This window comes from Bacillus sp. 5mfcol3.1 (genome assembly GCF_900114335.1).
Taxonomy (GTDB): Bacteria; Bacillota; Bacilli; order Bacillales; family Bacillaceae_G; genus Bacillus_A; species Bacillus_A thuringiensis_S.
This window is the reverse complement of sequence record NZ_FOST01000001.1, coordinates 1,343,350-1,357,649: the sequence shown is the minus strand read 5'-3', so window position 1 is coordinate 1,357,649 and position 14,300 is coordinate 1,343,350. Positions and strand designations below refer to the sequence as shown.

The following is a 14,300-nucleotide window of genomic DNA, read 5'->3' as shown; positions in this document are numbered from 1 at the left end:
GAGTTTGTTCATCTCCAATGATTATTAGTTAAACCAATCGGACAGTTGATCTCCCACCTAATCTCCTCACATATACCGATTTTTAAGGCGAGGTCTTACTGCCCATTAATGCGGGATATAATAGATACACAATGGTAAAACAACTAGCTCCTATTACTAAGTCATGAATTTGGTAATTAAACGTAATTTGAATCACCTCTTGTATCGTAAACCAAATTACTGCCATCATTATACTAATCAAGACGATACGAATACACCGATTTACATCTTCAACCTCTTTCTCTGTCATAGTAGTAGCAAGTGATTTCTTCCTATTTAATCGTATTAGAAAACGAAACAAGTTATTTACTCTTGCACACTCTAGTCCAAATAAAAAAGCACACTACTTTTTTAAGTAATGTACTTTTTATTCTTATTAAGACGCAGGCTTTGTCTCAAATGTTGCTTGATTAAAACTAATAACCTTTCCTTTCGGGTCATTGTTTTCATACTGAACTGCAGTAATCGTATGACTACCTGTTTCAAGCGTCTTTTCTTTTAATTGTACTGTTGTCTGCGTTGTACTAGTTACTTGATGTCTATCTGTATACATTTGATCTACAAATATGAAGGTTTCTTTATCACTTTGAAAATTAGAAAGTTCTAATTCAACTTGCTGAATTAAAGTATCCTTTTTAATGAATACAGTCGGTATATTGCCATTTTCAGAAGTACCATCTGGAGTAATAACTTTTACTTTCCCTTCTCCAATTGACATTGCACCTTCAGGAAATACAACCATATTCTCATCACTTGCGTTTACAACTTGTTCTTCCTGTTTTGATTGCGCGTCCTCTTTTTCCTGTGGAGCACCGCAACCTACTAATAACAATACAGACAATCCAGTGATTATGAATTTTTTCAAAATTCATCCCCCCTGTCATTTGATTATAATTTATTATACAAAAATAACTTTTAAATTTTAAGACAACTTTTAAAACTTTTATGAACATATAGAAGCTTGCTCACGATTAATGTATCATACTTTCCTTAATAGAACATTAATTTTTTTTATGAAATAAATAGTAATTCCTTCTTATTTATCATTTTAGCCCAACAAATCGATATAATACCCCCTCAAAAATAAAAAGACATTGATATGTCCAATGTCTTTTCTATGTAGCACTTTAAAAAACAAATGTTGTGATTTCTTCTACTTCTTTTCTTGGAAGTTTTTTTGGCTTATCTTTCGGAAATCCTAGTGAAATAACCATATTTATTTGTTTTTCAGGCTCAATTTGTAAATATTGGCGCAGTTCATCTTGAGCTAGCAATACTGGCCCTGTCATTGGACAAGTACCAAGTCCCTTTGCATGTGCAGCTAACATTAAGTTTTGTGCCGCTAAACAGCTACTCTTAATGCCTTCTTCTTCCCAAACTGAATCTGGAACAAAAGCAATTGGATCAAATATCTTTTCACGGAACTTTGATTCATATGGTGTTGCCAAACATACGATTAATACTGGTGCCTCCGAGAAAGCTGTTGCATATGGTCCGAAAGAACGTGTAAGTAATTTCCCTGCTTTCTCTTCTCCATTTTCTGCTGCTTTTGCCGCAAGTTTATGTAATGCATCCCATGTCATTTGTTCAATTTCTTTAATCTTCTCTCGATTCATGATAACTAAGAATTCCCACGTTTGTGAATTCGTATCACTCGGTGCGTAACGCGCACAATCAATTATTTCTTTTATATCATTAGTAGATACTTCTTGATCTGTAAACTTTCTAACACTTCGTCTTCCGTGAATTACTTCTTTAAAATCTTCATAATTCATATATTAAATCCCCTTTTTACAGCGTTTTCAAAACTTGTCCTATGCTTGAATTATATCATGAAAAAAAGCCGGAAGAATACCAGCTTTTTTCTTCATGATTAATTTGTCACTTTAAACAAACGAATACTCTCTTCATATGCAGCTTGTAATTTTTTCGTAATTGGTCCTCTTTCACCAGCTCCAAACTGTTCATCACCAATCTGAATGACTGGGAATATTTCAAGTGGCGTCGCTGTAAAGAAGCACTCATCAGCTTCATATACTTCTTGTAACGAAAACTCTCGTTCTTCTACTTCGATATGTAACTCTTTCGCTAATGTAATCACGTAGTGACGTGTAATACCATGTAAAATGAAATGATCCGCTGGATGTGTAATTAACTTATTATTTTTCACAATAAAGAAATTGGAATGACACCCTTCAGTCACAATGCCATCCCGTACTAATATTGCTTCTTGATATCCTTGTTCATTTATTTTGTTTTTGATCATAATATTAGGAAGTAAATTTAAAGATTTTATATGGCAAAACTTCCACCTGATGTCCTCTTCTACTGTTACCTTAATCCCTGCCTCCATTGAAGCAACTGGTCTTGGGAACGAAACAAGATTTGCAAAATATGTCGGTTGTAAATCTGATTCATATACATGATTGCGCGGTTGTGCACCTCTTGATATTTGTAAATATACATTCCCATCTTCTTGAAATTGATTTTTTTCAATCATTTGATATAACTCTTCTACTAATTCTTCCTTCGTAAATGGTGGAATTAGTTTTATTTCTGCCATAGAGTTAAAGAATCGTTCTAAATGTAAATCTAATAAATGAGGCTTGCCATCGTATAGTCTAAATACTTCATAAATACCATCACCAAATTGGAAACCGCGCTCTTCTAATGCGACCATCGGCTGTTCTTCCTTCGTATTAATCATTCTCCCATTAAACAAGATCCAATCTTTATGAGTAGCTTTCATTCTTCCCCACTCCTTTATCACATGATTGATTTTATTGTACAACTTATGCCACCCCGAAAGAAGGAATTTTCTGTATTTTCACAAACAAAAAATACATCACTTCGTAAAAGTGATGTATTTTATCATTTATTTAAGGAAATATTTTTCAATATCATCTAACATAAGGTTCGCAGCTTTAATACCGCCTGCTGTATTCCAGATTACCTCATCTACTTGGAATACTTTATTATTTTTAGAAGCCTGTAGTTGCTTAAAGAGTGGATCTTCTGTCCATTCCTTTGCTAACGAATTTCCTTCATTATTCTTATCTGCATCTTTATCAGACGTGAAATAGAATAAGTAGTCTCCGTCCATATTTGGAATTTGCTCTTTTGTAATTCCTTTTATCGCAAAATCATCTTTATCTTGTAATGGTGGTCGTTTAAATCCAATATCATTTAAAACAACTCCCGAGAATGAGTTTTTTTGATAAATACGAACATCACCTGGCACGAAACGAATAATAGAAACTTTAGAATTCAATTTATCGCCTAACTTCTCTTTCATTCCTTCAATACGTTTTTTATAATCATCAAGAGCTTTTTGCCCTTCTTTTTCTTTATTTACAGCTTTTGTATAAAGCGTAAAGTTTTCTTTCCAATCACCGCGTAATGTTTCTGCATAAACAGTTGGTGCGATTTCTTTTAGCTGATTATATATTTTTTCGTGACGCATTTTATTTCCGATAATTAAATCTGGCTTAAGCTTCATTACTGCTTCTAAATTAATATCACGTTCAGTTCCTACAACTTCCGTATTTTTTAACTCTTTCGCTACATGAGGATACCATTCATCACCAGCACGTGGTTTCGTAGTCCCCACTGGCGTTACGCCCACAGCTAGAAGAGCCTCTGCACCTTCATTTGTTAAAACAACAACTTTTTTAGGTGTACCATTTACTGTCGTTTCGCCCATTGCATGCTTTACCGTATATGAATCTTTTGCTTTCGCTGATATATCATTTTCCTTTTTCTCTTCTTTACTACATCCTGCAATTACAACCATGAGTGTCATAATGCAGAACATAATTAGTTTTTTAGTATGTATCATATGTCCTCCCTAGATGAAATCGATTATCATTAACAATTAAAGATTAATGTATCCTACATACATTGTCAATGTATATCAGAAAACTTTTTTAATATATACTATTTAGATTCTATCCGCTTTTCTAATGTTTCTTTTTAAAACATAGTGCATAAGTATGAAAATAAATGTTGTTATTAAAATGCGTACCCTTGTTATACATAACAAAGATACGCATCCATATTGCATTATCATTTTAATTGCTAATATTGAGTATACTTAATATACGATGGATCATTATATACCCACTGCTTTCCACCAAGGTTTAACCAACCATTTTCATTTATATATACTAAATAAGATTCTGGAGAATTTAATTGGCGGATAGCTGCAGATGTAGTTGATGGACCACTTCTTAAATTTACATTCATCCCTTGTATATATGCAACCCCAATCGGGCTTCCATCACTATTGCTTGTCTTTACAAAATTAATGTACGAAGGATCATTATACACCCATTGTCCATTCCCCAAATCTAGCCATCCGTTACTTTCCTGATATACAACGTAAGATTCTGGAGAATTTAATTGACGAATAACTGAGGAAGAAGTTGATGGACCATTTCTTAAATTTACATTTTTCCCAAGAATATAAGCGATTCCCTTCGTTTGAGGTGTCGGTTGTGGGTTAGGAGGTTGTGGATTTGGAGCTACTCCAAAAATAGCTGCTATTCCATTTGCATACGCTTGACTTAGATCTTCAATAAATTGTGGATTTTTTAATAAATTTGCATCAAACGCTGTATCAATAAAAGCAGTCTCAGTTAAAATTGCATCCATTGCGGTTTCTCTTAATACCGCATAATTTTCTTTTTTTGCTCCTCGATCACGAAGACCATATTTTGTTAATACAGGATTGACAGCTGTATGCATTTTTTGTTGCTTTGCATATGCAGTGCTGCTGTTGGATAACGCATTATAAATATAGCTTTCAAAACCTGTCCCCCCGCCGCTATTAATATGAAATGAAATAAAATAATCCGCACCAAAAGCATTGGCAATATTAGCACGTTCCGATAAAGAAATAAACACATCACTATCACGTGTCATTTTAATTGTAATTGGGTAATTTACCGTTAAAATGTCTCGAACGCGTCTCGCAATTTGAAGTGTTAAGTTTTTTTCTACTAAACCATTACCAACAGCACCAGAATCATATCCACCGTGCCCTGCGTCTATAACAAGTTTCATTTTATTGCCCCGCCCCTTTCTTGTAATATGTTTGCATTGCTACTCGTCCTATTTTATGTGAAATGTACAAGTTCTGTTACAATTACAAATAAAAAAAACGCCTTATGTAAGGCGTTTTCTATCATCTTGCTTTAACCAATTTAAAATAAATATATACGATTGATAGTGAACATAACGTATGCAAAATAAAATAAATAAAAGTGTTATTCCAGCACCACTATAAAGTAAACCGAACTTTAAAAAAACATTCACAAGTGGTGGAAAGTTCATTAGATTTTGTAATGTACTAAGCATACAAAACATAATGAAAAAGACAGGGACGTATTGTAATTCATACGGCTTTTTTTTCTTACTCATTCTTTTCCGAATGAGTATATGACATAATTCTGCTACTATAAAGCACCCTCCAATTAATACAAGACCAGAAGTCATCGTCATACATCCACCTGCCTTATATTTATTTTATCGCATAAGTAATCATCGTTATATTTTCTTTACATACTCTTCATCTTCTGAAGTAAAACCAAAACTCTCTATGAAAGACTTCGCCTTTTCTGTTAATTCCTCTTGTAGCACTTTTATTTCTTTCACATTTCTTTGTTTCATCATTTCTTCAAATGTAAAATACGTATTTGCACCATAACCGTAACCTTGGTAATCAAAATGAATAATTAGCTGTGATAAAACAGCTCGTTCCTCTTGAACACTATAATCTATTACACCAATATATGTATCATCAACTTTCACACAGTACTGTACCTTTTTCTCACCTAAACTATGCGATTTAAACATTTCTTTAACAACGCTTTCATTTTCTACAGTAACTTTCTCAAACGTAATCATATGTCGTCCATCCTTTTACTATTATTGTATCAATAATATTTCCTATTTATGAAAAAAACCTTAAGACCGTATGCGATCTTAAGGTTTTTCTAATTAAACTAAGCTATACGCACGTTTTGTTTCTTCATGGAACTTATTCGTATCGTATTTATGCTCAACATAAATTTGGTGCCATACCATAAACGCAAGGACAGTCCAAATTTTACGGCTATAATCGCCTTTATCTGCACAATGTGCTTCCAGTAAGTTTAATACATACTGTTTGTCGATTAAATGCTCTGTTTTACTCTCGTTTATAATATTGATAGCCCAATCATGCATTTCGTCTTTTAACCAGTGACGAATTGGTACTGGGAATCCAAGTTTTTTACGATCTAATACGTGATCTGGAACGATTCCGCGTGCTGCTTCACGTAAAATAGCTTTCGTAGTTCCGTTAGCAATCTTAAATTCAGTTGGAATTTTAGATGCAACATCGAATACTTCTTTATCTAAGAACGGTACACGAAGTTCTAATGAGTTTGCCATTGTCATTTTATCAGCTTTTAATAAAATGTCACCACGTAACCATGTGAACATGTCAATGTACTGCATTTTGCTTACATCATCATAATCTTTAATCTCGTTATACAATGGTTTCGTGATATCCATATAGTTAACACTTTCATTGTAATACTTCATTAATTCAACTTTCTCTTCTTCACGGAAGATTTTCGCGTTTCCATAGTAACGCTCTTCAATTGGCGTACATCCACGCTCTAGGAAGCTCTTACCTTTAAATCCTTCTTTAAGAGCACCACTTAATGCTTTTAGAACGCTCTTACCTGGGCTAGGAATGTAAGAGAACATTTTTAGTGAGTTTGGCTCACGATAAATGTTATAACCACCAAATAGCTCGTCTGCACCTTCACCTGAAAGAACAACTGTTACATGCTTACGTGCTTCTTTTGCAACGAAGTACAATGGTACAGCTGCTGGATCTGCTAAAGGATCATCCATATGCCAAATGATTTTTGGGAACTCATCCATAAACTCTTTCGCTGAAATGAATACGTTATGGTTTTTAACGCCTAATTTCTCAGCAGTTTCTTTGGCAACATCAACTTCACTGAAACCACGTTGTTCAAAACCAATAGAGAATGTTAAAAGATTTGGATTCATTTCTCTTGCGATAGAAGCGATAATAGATGAATCGATACCACCAGATAAGAATGAACCTACTGGTACATCACTGCGCATATGCACTTTTACTGAATCGTATAACACATCACGAATTGCTTGGATATGCTCCTCTTTCGTTGCGCTTGAAGCATTGAAATAAGGTTTCCAGTAGCGATGGATCTCCATCTCTTTACCGATTTCTTTTACGAAATAATGACCAGGCTCAATTTTATTAACATCAATTGTTAATGTTTCTGGCTCTGGACCATATTGGTACGTAAAGTAATGTTGTAGTGACGTTGGATTAACTCCTTTATCTTCCATCACATGCATAATACTTTTCTTCTCAGATGCGAAGAATGTAGTATCACCTTGTTGTGCGACGTATAAAGGTTTAATACCGAAGTGGTCACGTGCACCGAAAAGTTTCTTCTCTTCACGATCCCAAATCATAAATGCAAACATACCACGAAGATAGTCTACACATTTTTCTTTCATATGTGCATACAATGCAATGATAACTTCTGTATCAGATTGTGTTGCAAACGTTGCACCTTTTTCAAGTAACATTTCACGTAATTCTACATAGTTGTAAATTTCACCATTAAAAATAATTACATATCGATCATTTTCATAAGTTAGCGGCTGATGTCCTGCCTCTAAGTCAATGATACTTAAACGGCGGAAGCCAAATTGTACATGTTCATCACGAAAATATCCTTCGTCATCTGGACCACGGTGGAAAATCATCGTGTTCATATTTTCAAATTGATGTTTTTCTGTTTCTGAAAACTCTCTAGGGTTTTCACATAAACATCCTACAAAACCACACATACTTCTTACCCTCTTTCGGTTTTCATTCTGTTTCTATACTACTATATCAACCCTATTTATACTAGCATAATCAACTGAATATGGCGACCAAAAACTATAAAAAAATCACTCCATTTCACATTTTTAACAATTTTTTATGAAAACATGAAAACTAGGCACTCACCTTTCTCCGCTTTTGTCATATGATATTGCAAATTGATTTCTAGGAGGGAATACCATGAGTGAAGAAAAAAAAGATTCTTCTCGCCCACCGGTTCGTAATTACTTAAAGCAAATTGATGATTTCTTCGAGCAAACACCTCTTCGCAATGTAATCGCTGATTTAAATCATTTTTTCCAAAAAGGAAACCGTTTATTAACATTCCCTGTAGATTTATATGAAGTTGGTGAAGAACTCGTTGTTACAGCTGAACTACCAGGTATACAAAAAGAGCAAATTCAAATTGAAATACAAAGTGAATACTTAAAAGTCTCTGTAAAAGAAGAGATACTCGAAGAAGAAGAAGAAACATCCCATAACTATTATCGCCGGGAACGTTCCATTTCAGAAGCATCAAGATTGATTAAGTTGCCGTATTCAATTAATAAAAAAGCAGCAAAAGCTTCTTATCAAAACGGCGTATTAGAAATTCGGGCGCCGAAACTTCCCCAACAACATGACATTTTATCCATAGACTAATGCAAAAAAATAAGGGTGCATAGCACCCTTATTTTTAATCCACTAATCGCTTCATATCACGTATAATGTCTTCATATGGCGTATTACTAATTCCACTATACTTTTTCATTACTTTTCCGTTTTGATCAATTAAATAAAATGATGTACCATGCATGACCTGACCATTCTCCGGCTTATCTACAAGTGATTGGAAATTATCTTTTGAAAACTTCGTAATATCTTCTAACGAATATCCCGTTAATAAATTCCAGTTACTAGTATCCTCTGTAAACTTTTGAATAAAAGCTTTCAGATTTTCCGGCTTATCAAGGTCTGGATCTACACTAAATGAAACAAACTGAACGTCTATCTTCTCTTCTTTTGCCATCTTTTGCAGCTTGGCCATATTTGCAGTCATTGGTGGACAAACTGTTTGACAATTTGTGAACATAAAATCTGCAACCCAAACTTTCCCTTTTAAATCTTTTGTACCAAATTGCTTTCCATCTTGATTTGTAAATTGGAAAGTTTCTAAATCCCAATTTAATGGTTTACGAAGCTTTGAACCTGATTCACTACATCCAGCAAGTACAAAGAGACAAAATACAACCATAAGACCAATTATTTTTTGATAACGCTTCATTTATAAACCTCTTTTCTCTATCCTAAATTTAAATAGGTTATGTTTATAATAACAAAAGTTAACACTACGAGAAAATTGTTTACTACATTTGTTCACGAAATCGTACGAATTTACGTATGTTACTTCTTTATTTCAAGCGAATTACTAGACAAAATATATTTTTTTACTATTATTTCTATAAATAGAATTGATAAAACTAATTTTATTGTTACTTTTGTAAATACCTCTCCCTATTTTTTAACAATTCCTTAAACATTAATCCATGTTTTACACTGTATTCCTTAACAACATTTCGGTACAATACAAATACAACGATTGTAAATGAGGTGATGTTCATGGCAAAGCGCTATGAAAATATGGATAATGTTAGTACAAAAAAATCAATTCGCTCTTTTTTACGCTGGCGTAAAGAACGAAAGCAAAACAAAAAAGATTTTTCTTTCTTAGTAGAACAATCACCCGTTAAACAAAGTGCATTTTTGCAAAGTAATGTAAAAAAAACGACTGTCACATGGATTGGGCATTCTACTTTTCTTATCCAAACGAATGGACTTAATATATTAACAGATCCAGTATGGGCCAATAAATTAAAGCTAGTTACAAGACTTACAGAACCTGGACTCTCTATAGAAGCACTGCCTAAAATTGATATTGTCCTTATTTCACATGGTCATTATGATCATTTAGATTTTTCAACTCTTCGTCAGTTGAATGATGATGTTCTATATCTTGTACCTATCGGATTGAAAAAATTATTTACTCGTAAGAAATTTAAACATGTAGAAGAGTATAAATGGTGGGAAAGTACGATAATTAACGAAGTTTCTTTTCACTTCGTACCTGCTCAGCACTGGACGAGAAGATTCTTATTTGATATGAATACGTCTCACTGGGGCGGATGGATTATTGATAATGAAACGACTATGGAAACCATATATTTTTGTGGCGACAGTGGCTATTTCCAAGGTTTCAAAGAAATCGGTGAACGCTTTTTAATTGATATTGCTCTTATGCCCATTGGCGCTTATGAACCAGAATGGTTTATGAAAGTATCTCATGTTTCACCTGAAGAAGCTGTGCAAGCTTATTTAGATTTAAACGCTACGCATTTTATACCGATGCATTACGGAGCTTTTGCACTCGCCGATGAAACACCTCGTGAAGCAATAACTAGACTTCGAAATAATTGGAATTTGCGCATGTTACCATGGGAACAACTGCATGTGCTCTTTTTAGGCCAAACTTTTATTTATAGTAACGCAACAAATGATAAGCAAGTAAATGAAAAAATTGAAACTTTACATGTGTAACGTAACGACTGATTTTCTATATCCAACATATAATATAGAAAATCCTATAATGAAATTTTAATCAGTGGGAGTTTCTTTATCCCCACTGATTATTAACCTTCACCAATCGGGCTTTTACGGACAGCCCGCCACCTAACCTCTTTGCTCCAGCTAAATTTTGAGGTGGGAGTTTTACTGTCCGCAAATAGCAGGATAAAGGGTGTTATCTATGAATGAATATTTACAGACTCGCTATATCATTAGCGGTAGTGCCTGTATAGCTCTTCTTATTTCTTACTTTCTATTTACATAAAAAAGCTACTTGAAATATATTTTCAAGTAGCTTTTTTATTACTCTGCTAAATACATAAATCCGATTGCACCTGGACCTGTATGAGTACTAATTATAGGCGTTGTATAGAAAATTTCTGATTGAGCAAACCCACTCACTTTTTCAACCGCCGCTTTCATACTTTCAGCTAAAGGAATTGCTTTCGCATGCGGAATTGCAACAGCCTTTACAACTTTTCCAGCTGTATCTTGCTCAAATAACTTAGCTAATGTTTTTACAATTTGGCCTTGGCTACGAACTTTCGTTACAGGATTATAAACACCATCTTCAAGACTAGCAATTGGCTTTATATTAAGCAGCGAACCGATAAACGCCTTTCCTTTACCGATACGTCCACCCTTCACTAAGTTTTCTAATGTATCTACTACTACATATAAACGAGTATTCTTTCTTACTTCATCTACACGTTTTAAAATTTCTTCTAGTGAGCGTCCTTCATTTGCCATTTTTGCAGCTTCAATCACTTGATATGCTAAAGCATGTGTAATAAATTGAGAATCAACAACTGTTACTTTTGTATCAGTCATTGATGCAGCACTATTTGCAGTTGCTACAGTACCACTCATTCCACTTGTCATATGAATGGAAAGTACTTCACTTCCATCTTCACCTAACTTGTCGTACATTTCTACAAATGTACCCATTGCAGGTTGTGATGTTTTTGGTAGTTCCTCTGATTTAATCATTTCTTCAATAAATTCATCTGGTTGTAGATCAACGCGATCTAAATATGTTTGTCCATTTACAGAGATTGATAATGGTAGAACATGAATGTCATACTTCTCGATTACCTCTTGTGATAAATCTGCCGTTGAATCTGTTACAATTTTAATTTTTTGCATATTATATTCTTCCCTTTCCAATACGCTCTCCTTGTTATTATACTAGTATTCCCACTGCTTTCAACAATTTGGAACGAAATTTCATCAAATTAATTATATTTTTATATCTAAAATGAAAAAGACAGAGCTCCTAACCCTGTCTCTACTCTATATCATGCATTTTTTTCAAGAGTATTTGTTTTATATACATTTAAATAATCATTCCACTTCAAACAATTTTGTAAATATTCACGGAAAGAATATGAAAATCTTGGATGTTTTTGTTTTTGAATTTTTGCAATAAATAATTGAAGACGAGACTGAATTAGAAACGATAATGGATGCTGTGCCTGTAGGACAGGGATTTCGAATATTTTAATACAATCCCCTGTTGAATGAGTGAAATAAAAACTTTTCGTAATCACAATATCAATCCTCTTTTTCATTGGATTTTTGAACTTCCTCTACTTTGCGCTGTAAGACGTGGTTTAAAGTGGAGTAAAATCAGACTTATATGATTTCTGTAGTCCTTATGGCTAGAAGATTTATACTCTATTCATCTCCACCTAATCCATCTTCCCGTCCTAAATATCTCTGAGACGGGAATCTCATTATCCATCAATTGTTTAATACATTTAGTATAAGCTTATAAAAGCGCAAAGTTTGTCTAAATTTTGGAGATTCTATAATTTTTTTCTTCTATATATTGTATACGTTTATAGCTATAGTATAACAAATAAATAAAAAAGTGCCTTTATAACGAGGCACTTTTCGACTGCATTTCTTCTCTTTTCTTTTTCCTCTTACTTACAACCTTTGATAAAGCAATACTTACTTCATAAATACAAATAAGCGGCACCGCAACTAAACTATGAGATAAAAAGTCAGGCGGTGATATACAAGATGCAATGATAATTAATGCTACGTAAGCATACCTTCTTATTTTTATTAAAAATTCCGCCGTAAGTATTCCAATACTAGTTAAAAACATTACAACGACTGGCAATTCAAAAATCACAGCAAATGGAACTGTTAAATTAAGTACAAAATGAAAATACTTTTCTGTCGTAAACATCGTATTAAACATTTCATTACCTATCGTAGTTAAAAAGTGAAATAGAAACGGCATTACAATAAAGTATCCAAAACATAAACCTGCGATAAATAATATAGACAATACCGGTATATACATTATTGTCATCTTTTGTTCATTTGGATGTAAACCCGGTTTTACAAATAACCAAATTTGTATAGCAGCAAAAGGAATTGTACAAACGATAGCAAATACTGTAGCAATCGAGAAAAAAATCCACAATACATCACTTGGACCGAGAACAGTTAATTTCATTGGTAAATCTTTTACAAGCCAAAAATAAATATCCTTTGTAAAAGTAAATCCAATAATTAAAAATAGTACAAAGGATAACACTGTATATATTACTCTTTTTCGAAGTTCAACAATATGTTCTACTACGCTCATTTCCCGATCTTCCATCTCGTTCACCACACTTTATTTATCCATTACAAGGAAAATACATTACAGTTTTTCTTTCTTTTCCTTTTCTTGAAATGCGTCATCTGTCAATTCTTTCGTTGATTTTTTAAACTCTTTTAACGTTTCCCCTAAAGCCTTCCCGATTTCCGGCAATTTTTTAGGTCCAAATAAAATGAGTACTGCTACTAAAATTAAAATTAACCCTGGAAAGCCAATATTTGAAAACATTTCCCCATCCCCTTTATTAGTAGTTTCCTTGTCCTACTATTACATAATTTTATTTTGTCAAAAAAGTTTGAAAACGTCAACAAATCCATTGCCTTTTGTCAAAAAAATTCAAAAATATAATCAATTATACAAATTTCATTTTCTATTGCTCTTGTGTATGATATGGTAAGGGAAATGACATATTATTTTATGATAGTAGAAAGGATTTGCATTATGACTAAAAAAATGACACGAATGACCCAATTTGTAAAAGAAGAAATTGCAAATGCAATTACACATGGTATCGGTGCCATTTTAAGCATCCCTGCCTTAATCATATTGATTATTCATGCTTCTAAGCACGGTACCGCATCAGCTGTAGTCGCATTTACTGTTTATGGTGTAAGCATGTTCTTACTGTACTTGTTTTCAACATTGCTACATAGCATTCATCATCCTAAAGTAGAAAAAATATTTACTATTTTAGATCATTCAGCCATTTACTTATTGATTGCTGGCACGTATACTCCTTTTCTACTTATTACACTTCGTGGCCCATTAGGATGGACGTTGCTTGCTATAATTTGGACACTTGCAATCGGAGGTATCGTCTTCAAAATCTTCTTTGTACGTCGCTTTATAAAGGCATCAACTTTATGTTACATCATTATGGGCTGGCTCATAATCGTTGCCATTAAACCACTTTATGAAAATCTAACTGGACATGGTTTTTCACTACTTTTAGCAGGTGGAATTTTATATTCTGTCGGAGCTATATTCTTCCTTTGGGAAAAGCTACCTTTCAACCATGCCATATGGCACCTGTTCGTTTTAGGTGGTAGTACGATGATGTTCTTCTGTGTACTCTTTTACGTCTTACCTACAGCATAATAA

17 protein-coding genes are annotated in these 14,300 nt (G+C 33.5%); 3 read left to right on the top strand and 14 right to left on the bottom strand.

The window, feature by feature from the left end:
• Positions 1–82: 82 nt before the first annotated feature.
• From BM089_RS07095 to asnB, 9 genes are all read right to left on the bottom strand, one after another.
• The gene (locus BM089_RS07095; protein WP_015406474.1) at positions 83–289 is read right to left on the bottom strand and encodes a hypothetical protein; all 207 of its coding nucleotides are present in this window, start codon (positions 287–289) and stop codon (positions 83–85) included.
• 126 nt (positions 290–415) lie between these two features.
• Entirely contained in the window at positions 416–904 is a 489-nt protein-coding gene (locus BM089_RS07090; RefSeq protein ID WP_000713495.1) for a putative periplasmic lipoprotein, read from the bottom strand.
• A 262-nt stretch (positions 905–1,166) separates the two neighbouring features.
• Complete coding sequence (locus BM089_RS07085) at positions 1,167–1,814, bottom strand: nitroreductase family protein (RefSeq protein WP_053564602.1); 648 nt, start codon at positions 1,812–1,814, stop codon at positions 1,167–1,169.
• A 98-nt stretch (positions 1,815–1,912) separates the two neighbouring features.
• Positions 1,913–2,788: a D-amino-acid transaminase gene (gene dat, locus BM089_RS07080; protein WP_000648384.1), complete on the bottom strand. Its 876-nt coding sequence runs from the start codon at positions 2,786–2,788 to the stop codon at positions 1,913–1,915.
• 126 nt (positions 2,789–2,914) lie between these two features.
• Positions 2,915–3,877 (bottom strand): ABC transporter substrate-binding protein, encoded by a 963-nt coding sequence (locus tag BM089_RS07075; protein ID WP_090976457.1) that lies wholly within the window; start codon positions 3,875–3,877, stop codon positions 2,915–2,917.
• Positions 3,878–4,116: 239 nt separating this feature from the next.
• A complete protein-coding gene (locus tag BM089_RS07070; protein ID WP_090976455.1) occupies positions 4,117–5,103 on the bottom strand; it encodes an N-acetylmuramoyl-L-alanine amidase in 987 nt (328 codons plus the stop codon).
• 102 nt (positions 5,104–5,205) lie between these two features.
• A complete protein-coding gene (locus tag BM089_RS07065; protein WP_000200465.1) occupies positions 5,206–5,535 on the bottom strand; it encodes a hypothetical protein in 330 nt (109 codons plus the stop codon).
• A 51-nt stretch (positions 5,536–5,586) separates the two neighbouring features.
• A complete protein-coding gene (locus BM089_RS07060) occupies positions 5,587–5,946 on the bottom strand; it encodes a GNAT family N-acetyltransferase (protein WP_000627519.1) in 360 nt (119 codons plus the stop codon).
• 93 nt (positions 5,947–6,039) lie between these two features.
• Positions 6,040–7,941: an asparagine synthase (glutamine-hydrolyzing) gene (gene asnB / locus BM089_RS07055; RefSeq protein WP_000333826.1), complete on the bottom strand. Its 1,902-nt coding sequence runs from the start codon at positions 7,939–7,941 to the stop codon at positions 6,040–6,042.
• A 217-nt stretch (positions 7,942–8,158) separates the two neighbouring features.
• Between asnB and BM089_RS07050 the strand changes: the two genes are divergently transcribed.
• A complete protein-coding gene (locus BM089_RS07050) occupies positions 8,159–8,620 on the top strand; it encodes an Hsp20/alpha crystallin family protein (protein ID WP_001288086.1) in 462 nt (153 codons plus the stop codon).
• A gap of 34 nt (positions 8,621–8,654) precedes the next feature.
• Here the strand turns inward: BM089_RS07050 and BM089_RS07045 are convergent, their stop codons facing one another.
• The gene (locus BM089_RS07045; RefSeq protein WP_000833332.1) at positions 8,655–9,242 is read right to left on the bottom strand and encodes an SCO family protein; all 588 of its coding nucleotides are present in this window, start codon (positions 9,240–9,242) and stop codon (positions 8,655–8,657) included.
• A gap of 335 nt (positions 9,243–9,577) precedes the next feature.
• Between BM089_RS07045 and BM089_RS07040 the strand changes: the two genes are divergently transcribed.
• A complete protein-coding gene (locus tag BM089_RS07040; protein ID WP_001129640.1) occupies positions 9,578–10,552 on the top strand; it encodes an MBL fold metallo-hydrolase in 975 nt (324 codons plus the stop codon).
• Between the two features lie 330 nt (positions 10,553–10,882).
• Here BM089_RS07040 and BM089_RS07035 read toward each other — a convergent pair whose 3' ends face one another.
• From BM089_RS07035 to BM089_RS07015, 4 genes are all read right to left on the bottom strand, one after another.
• Positions 10,883–11,725: a DegV family protein gene (locus BM089_RS07035; RefSeq protein WP_029948540.1), complete on the bottom strand. Its 843-nt coding sequence runs from the start codon at positions 11,723–11,725 to the stop codon at positions 10,883–10,885.
• Positions 11,726–11,877: 152 nt separating this feature from the next.
• Positions 11,878–12,129 carry a DUF2535 family protein gene (locus BM089_RS07030; protein ID WP_000629012.1) on the bottom strand — a complete coding sequence of 84 codons (252 nt, stop codon included), beginning with the start codon at positions 12,127–12,129 and terminating at the stop codon, positions 11,878–11,880.
• Between the two features lie 329 nt (positions 12,130–12,458).
• Positions 12,459–13,199: a twin-arginine translocase subunit TatC gene (gene tatC / locus BM089_RS07020; RefSeq protein ID WP_000390119.1), complete on the bottom strand. Its 741-nt coding sequence runs from the start codon at positions 13,197–13,199 to the stop codon at positions 12,459–12,461.
• 42 nt (positions 13,200–13,241) lie between these two features.
• A complete protein-coding gene (locus BM089_RS07015) occupies positions 13,242–13,427 on the bottom strand; it encodes a twin-arginine translocase TatA/TatE family subunit (RefSeq protein ID WP_000492442.1) in 186 nt (61 codons plus the stop codon).
• A 213-nt stretch (positions 13,428–13,640) separates the two neighbouring features.
• On the opposite strand from BM089_RS07015, the gene BM089_RS07010 reads away from it, so the two are divergent.
• Entirely contained in the window at positions 13,641–14,297 is a 657-nt protein-coding gene (locus BM089_RS07010; protein ID WP_090976453.1) for a PAQR family membrane homeostasis protein TrhA, read from the top strand.
• Positions 14,298–14,300: the final 3 nt, after the last annotated feature.